This is a genomic window from Streptococcus mitis (assembly GCF_946188585.1).
GTDB classification, from domain to species: domain Bacteria; phylum Bacillota; class Bacilli; order Lactobacillales; family Streptococcaceae; genus Streptococcus; species Streptococcus mitis_DG.
Genome location: NZ_CAMHVI010000007.1, coordinates 69,060 through 76,325 on the forward strand (window position 1 = coordinate 69,060; position 7,266 = coordinate 76,325).

Annotated in this window: 1 protein-coding gene; it reads left to right on the plus strand. The window is 36.5% G+C overall.

Annotation, left to right across the window (positions count from 1 at the left end; all coding sequences use genetic code 11):
• Window positions 1-49 precede the first annotated feature (49 nt).
• The coding region (locus N8M66_RS08195) for a mucin-binding protein (RefSeq protein WP_261046836.1) at window positions 50-7,266 on the plus strand (7,217 nt) is incomplete at its 3' end.

Here is a 7,266-nt window from a genome sequence, read left to right on the forward strand (position 1 = left end):
TTTACTGACTTTTCTTGATGTAAATAAAAATATAAGTAAAGGAGTAGTAATGTACTCACGAATAAAAAAATATCATGGACAAAAAGTTCAACGATTTTCAATCCGAAAGTATAGTTTTGGTGCAGCATCAGTAGCGATTGCAGCGCTTATGATGTTTGGAGGTGGAGCCACTGCAAAAGCTGACACTATTCAAGGAAACGATGCAAGAACGAGCTCAAATTTGTCTAATCAACAGTCATCGCCATCTCAAGAAAACCTAAATCACGAAGAGAATGTTGCGAGCTCTGATGCTAAGGGAAAAGAAATTCCTTCTAAAGATCCAGTTTCTAAACCAGTAGTAACTTCAGCTGAAGCTTTAGTTAATGAAGATAGGGTAGCACCAGAAAATATTGCAAAGGTAGACTTCAGTAAGTTATCAGAAGCGATTTCACGTATTCAATCAGCTATCGATAAAGTTGAAATTAGTAATAAAACATCAAAAACTATTGAGGATGCAAAGGCAGCACTATTAGAAGCTCAAGCTTTATCAGCAAATGATAAAGCAACTCAGGCAGAGGTAGATAAAACTGTTGCAAGATTAGGAGAAAAGGCTTTTGTAATTGAGAGCATGCCAAAAGTGTCTCCTGCTGTAGAAGATAAATCAGAAACAGAAGCTAAAGTAGAAAAAACAAATAAAAACCAAGATCCACGAAACGGAAAAGCAATTCCTGGTAAAGGGGAAAGTGGGTTTAGAGCTGATACGACTGTAAATCCGATAATTCCTGCAAAAGAAGGGCCAACGAATAATAATAAATTAGGATCAGGAAATAACCCAGCTGATGGTGTATTTGAAAGTGCAAAAAATCAATTTGGAGATATTGATTTCAGTAATGCTACAGAAAAAAATAGAGAAGTAAGGAAGCAATGGTCACGAAGCACCGCATCTCAAGGTGGTACAACAGAAATTCTAGGAAGCCTTACTTATAATTGGAAAGAAAAAGAAATTACAGCAGATGATGCAAATAATCATAACGCATTGAATGGCTGGAAAATTGAAGGTGGGGAGAAAGTTACAGCTATTAAGCCAGAGACACCTACTAATGTATCGCCTAATAGACCAGCAGGATTTGATCCTACACCTTCTAAAATATATGATTTAAATGGCGTAATACCTCAAAGAGATAATGAAGTTCCTGTTCCAGGGAATCCATTAGGAGTAAATGCGGCTAATCAAAACTATGCAAATGGTGTTAACCATTCAGGTGTGGTAGGTACACATAATTTACCAAAAGGATATTATTTAGAATTGGGTAAAAAGGGAACAAAAATTTCTAAAGAATATCCTGTTAATGGTAATTCTAGGGTTCTTTTGAGTGCCATTACTGGTGGTGCCTACGGAAACGCTGGAACAGCAGGAACTGGTGAAAGAGTTAAGATAACTGTTTATGATGCTGCTACAGGTGAAAAGATTTCTAGCATAAGAGACGATCGTACAATCGGGGAAAAAATGGAAAGTGAACATATTTCCACTCCGACTGGTAGTGGTGGTAATGGAGATGGATGGACTGAATATCGTGCTATTTATGAAATTCCAAAAACTACAAGTAGAATAAAAGTAGAGATAGAAGCTTTAGATGATGGTACAGCTATTAATAATTCATATCTAGAAAAATCAAACAGTACTGTAACTGATGGTTATTTTGTCGGTGCAGTTAACCTAGCAGTAGGTACTGGTACGGAAATGACTACTAATGTTAAAAGTAATAGACAAGAAGGAAAGTATGGAGAGGACTCTCTTTATAAGTCAAAACAAACCGGTGAATTTGAATTTACTGTAAATAGTGTGGGTGGTATCCGTCTTTATGGTTCAGCAGAAACAGAAATAGAAATTCCAGAAGGAGTGGAACTTCCAGATAATATTAAAAACCCAACGGGATGGGTATGGTTTGGCGATACTCCTATTGCTCCACAAAATATATCTTGGGATCCAACTACTAGAAAATTAAGAATAAAATATAACACATCAAAATCTAACAATGGTGATACGCCGTATGTTGGTGTTGGTTCTAATAATGGACAGAATGATGGTGTACGTAAATTCAGAGTACCATTTACAACTTCAGATAATTATCGTGGTACCGCTACATTTAAGGTTAAAACATTTTTACCAAATGGTCTAAATGATGCTCAGAATAATAAAATTCTAAATACTGGTGATGTATCAAATGCAAATGGTATTTATCATCCTGTGGTGGATGGATTGAGAAATACAGATAATCCTGATTACTACTATAATAAAACAATTTATATTGATACTGTCAAACCTGTTGCTCCTACAGTGGAACCAGTCCATACAGATAGTATTAATGGCGAAAAAACTGATAAAAATCAAGTGAAAGAATTGCTAGTTTCTCTTCCTACAGAAAAAAATACTGAATTAACAAATGAAGCAAGAGAAAGAAAAGACATAGCAGATAATGATGCAAACAATGGAACAAATAGAAATGCTGATACAGAAGTAAAAAATATTGAACGTGCAATTGGTGGATTAACTTCATTAAAAGTTACTTTACCAAATAGCAAAACACCAATTACTCTAACGAAGAAAGCTGATGGTTGGTATAATGGTACGACAAAAGTTGAAGTACGTGATGGTAAATTAGTTGTTCCAGTTCCAGCAGGTACAGATTTGACAGAAGCGAATGAGACAACAAATCCGGACAAACGTATCAAAGTCACTGTGCTTGATAAAGCAGGTAACGAATCAGATCCAGCTTATGCTAACGTATTAAACGAAGCTCCAACAGTAGCAGTTGAGAAAAAAGATTTATATGTTTACAAAACTAAAGAAGCTGATAAATGGAACAATGATAAAGTTTTAGAAAAAGCTAAACCATCTGCAACTGACTTAGAAGATGATCGTGATGGAGTTGATGCTACAAAACCAACAATCGCAGTAAGTGATGCAGGTAACCTAGATACAACTAAAGTTGGAGATTACACTGTAAAAGTTCAATCAACTGATAGTGAAGGTAAGAAATCAACAGAAACAAATGTCACTGTTCATGTCTTAGACTTAATTAAAGTAGACCCAACAGTAACAACTGATCCAACAAATCCAAGCACAACAGCTCCAGTATCTCCAAAAACAGCAGATACACCTGTAAAAGAAGGAGATGAAAATCTTGGTAAATATCCAGCAGGAGTTACTCGTGAGGACTTAGTTAAAGAAGTAACACGTACAATTAAGTATCTAAAAGAAGAAGATGCAAACAAAGATAATGCTACTCCTTTATATGCTGAAAAGGTGCAAAAAGTAACTTACAAACGTACAGCAACAGTTAATCCTGAAACAAAAGAAGTAACTTACTCTGATTGGGAAGTTTACAATGAAGCGGATAAACTAACTGATGCTAAAGCAGATGGTACTAATGGTAAGTATAACTCAGTTGAATCTCCAGTTATTAATAATTATTTGTTAGTGGATAATGCGGATAAACTTGTTCCAGAAAAAGATGCTCCTAAGCCAGCACAAAATGGAACAGCAACTTCTGAAGTGAAGAAAGTTCTTTATAAAGAAATTGGTTCATTTGTACCTAACTATCCAGCAGGTAAGAAACCACAAGGAGCACCAGATAAGATTTCTTATCCAAATAACCCGACTGATCCAACAGTTCCAGGTGATTTTAGCACGATAACAATTCCATATGTTCCAGGTTATACTCCAGTATATAATGGACAAGAATTGACACCGAAAAATCCAAATGATCCAACTCAAGGCTATAAAGTTCCAGATGGATTTACACCAACGGATAAATTTGGGGAATCACCAATTACATATACACCTTCTACTCAAACAGCTAAAGTAGTGATTGAGAAGAAAGTCGATGGAGCCGCAAATGAAGTAGTTTCTAGCTTTGATTTAACAGGTAAATCTGGTTCAGAATTACCAGCAAGTACAGATGTTGACAACAAAATCAAAGAACTTAAGAACCAAGGTTATGAAGTAGAAAGTGATGACTATAATACTCAGGATAATCATCATCCAATTTTTGATGACAAGGAAGATATCAATGCACAAGATGGTACACCAGCACCTTCTCAAACATTCAAAATTGTGGTTAAACCTAGAATTATTGAAGTACCTTCATCAACACCACATGAAAAAGACAGCCCAGTAGATCCTAATGGAGAGAATCCAGAATTGAAATGGCCTGAAGGCTTGGCTGAATCTGACTTGAATACGACCGCTAAACGTGTGATTTCTTATGTGAAGAAAGATTCAGATACAGCAGCTGAAGAAAAAGCTAAGGATGATACTGTTCAAACGGTACCATTCACAAGAAAAGCAACCGTTAATCTTGTCACAAAAGAAGTAAGCTATACAGATTGGGAAAGTCCAAATAAAACATGGGATAAAGTTGGAGTAGATGTTCTACCAGGATATATTGCTGATAAAAAAGAAATTCCAGCTAAAGAAGCTGCAACCCCTGCAAAAGATACAAAAGTAATCCCTGATGAAACGGATAAAGTTACTTATACGAAGATTGGAAGCTGGATTCCTGTTGATCCAGCCACTGGTAAGGATGGAGATCCGATTCCATTCCCTAACGATCCAAATGATCCAACCAAGACTGGTGAAATTACGCAAATTATTCCTCATAAAGCTGGATATACTCCAAAAGATGGAAATGGAACACCATTAGAACCAGTAAATCCTGCAAATCCAGAAGAAGGTTATAAACCACCACAAATTACGGATCCAAAAGCAAACATCAAGATTACCTACGACAAAGATGATCAAAAAGCAAAAGTTAAATTTGTTTCAGTAGATGATGAAGGTGTTGAAACACCATTAGATACGAAATATAATATTGATGATCTTGCTGGTAAATCAGGAGATAAAATTCCAGAAGAAAAAGTTCAAGCACGTGTTGACGTTTTGAAATCTATGGGATATGATGTTGTAGATAATCCATTTGATCAGGATCCAACGTTTGATACTAAGAAAGAAATAGATCAAGAGTTTACAATTAAAGTTAAACCACGAGTTTCAACTGCAAAACCTGTTTATGTAGTAGAAGGAGATAAACCATCTTCAGAAAAATTAAAAGATGCTGTTACTACTAAAGGAAATGAGAAAACAGTAGATGAAACTAAACTTCCTGATACAACTGATAAAGTTGGGGATGACACATTAACAGCTCCTGTGACAGTGACATACGGTTCAGGGGATAATAAACGTGAAGAAATTGTTAATGTACCGATTAAAGTTGTTGAAGGATATCCACAAATTGTCCCAGTAGATCCAAAAGAAGCTCCAAAAGCAGAAGATAGTATCAATCCAGATGATTATCCAGCTGGTTCTAAATTCACTTACGAAAAAGAACCAGATACATCATCAACTGGAGATAAAGAAGTTAAGGTTATTGTTACTGATGAAAATGGAAATGAACTAGTAAGAGTTCCAGCAACAGTACGTGTAGTTGACAGTATTCCACAATACGTTGTGGCTGATAAAGCTAATAAACAACCAGAAGCTAAACAAAGTATCACACCGGGTGAATATCCAGATGGAACGGAATTTACTTATGAAACTCCAGTAGATACAACTACATCGGGAGAGAAAGATGTAGTCGTTGTGGCTAAAGTTGGTGAAGATACGATTGTTAAAGTTCCAGCTAAAGTTGTGGTAGTAGATCCTGAAGTGCAATATGTATTTGAAAATCCTCAAAATACACAACCAGATCCATCTGAAAGCATTAATCCTGATCAATATCCAGACGGAACTAAGTTCACCTATAAAGATGGTGATGTAGACACAACAACACCTGGAGATAAGAAAGTAACAGTAGTTGCGAAAGATGGTGAAGATAAACTTGTAGAAGTCCCTACGGTTGTTAAAGTATTACCAGTTGTTAAACCAATGGGAGTAACAGTACTTAAAGATAGTACAGATTTAGAAGCAATGGTTAAAGCAAAAGCTCAAGAAGTGGTGGATGCATTACCAAAAGATAATATTCCTGCAGGTGTAACAGTAACTGTTAAAGAAGTGAAAGAAAAACCTGAAACAACTGCTACAGGAGAACAAAAACCAGCTAAGGTAGTTATTGAATATACTGATGATAAAGGTCGTGTAGTCGGTTCTAAAGAAGTAGAAGTTCCTGTAACAGTAGTAGGTTCAACACCAAAACCATTGGTAGTATTCGAAGGTGATACAGTAGAAGCTAAAACTGTTCAAGATGCAGTAACACCAGGAGCTAGTGGAACTAAAGGTAATCCTGTAATTCCAGAAGACCTAACAAAAACAACAGGTAAGAAAGAAGTAACGGTCCCTGTAACTTACGACGGAATTAAAGATCCAGAACAAGTGAAAGTGCCAGTGACAGTATTGCCAGTTGCTAAAGGTGAAGTAACAGTACCAAAAGGTGAAACTACAGATAAAGTTAAAGAAGTAGCTAAAGCTAAAGCAGAAGAAGTAGTAAACTCAGCAGATTTCAAAGCTAAATTACCAGATGGTGCCAAAGATGTAGAAGTTGGAGCGATTACAGAAGAAGTGCTTGCAACCATTACATCGGAAGCAGGAACAAACAAAGGAACTGTAAAAGTCCCAGTAACCTATACAGTAGATGGCGTTAAGTATACAAAAGATGCAGAAATTACTGTAAGTGTAGTTGGTTCAAATGCTGATCCAGTATACGTTGTTGAAGGCGACAAACCTGAAATAGCTAAAGTAAAAGATGCAGTAACACCAGGACAAGGTGGAACAGTACAAGATCCAACAGAAGCTGATTTACCAGATACAAAGGATAAAGTTGGAGCAACAGATGTAACAGTACCAACTAAAGTTAAGTATGCAAATGGTGAAGAGACAGTAAAAGTCCCAGTGACAGTATTACCAAAAGTAACTCCAGAAGGTGTAACAGTTCTTAAAGATAGTGATAAGCAAGAGCTAGAAAAAGCTATTAAAGAACAGGCTGAAAAAGCAGCTAATAACGTGAAGGGGCTCCCATCAGGAGTTACTGTAACAGTTACAGAAGTTAAAACAGGAACAGTACCACCTACAGCAACAGTTGGTGTACAAATCCCAGCGACAGTAGTGGTAGAGTATGTGAAAGATGGTAAAGTAGTTGCGACTAAAGAGGTACCTGTACCTGTTAACGTAGTAGAAGTCGTTCCAGTCTCAATAGAGACACCAGTCACATCTACCCCATTAACACCAGAGGATTACACTAAAGGAATTAAGATTCCAGAAGGTGGCAAGGTAACCAATGTTGAAAACATTCC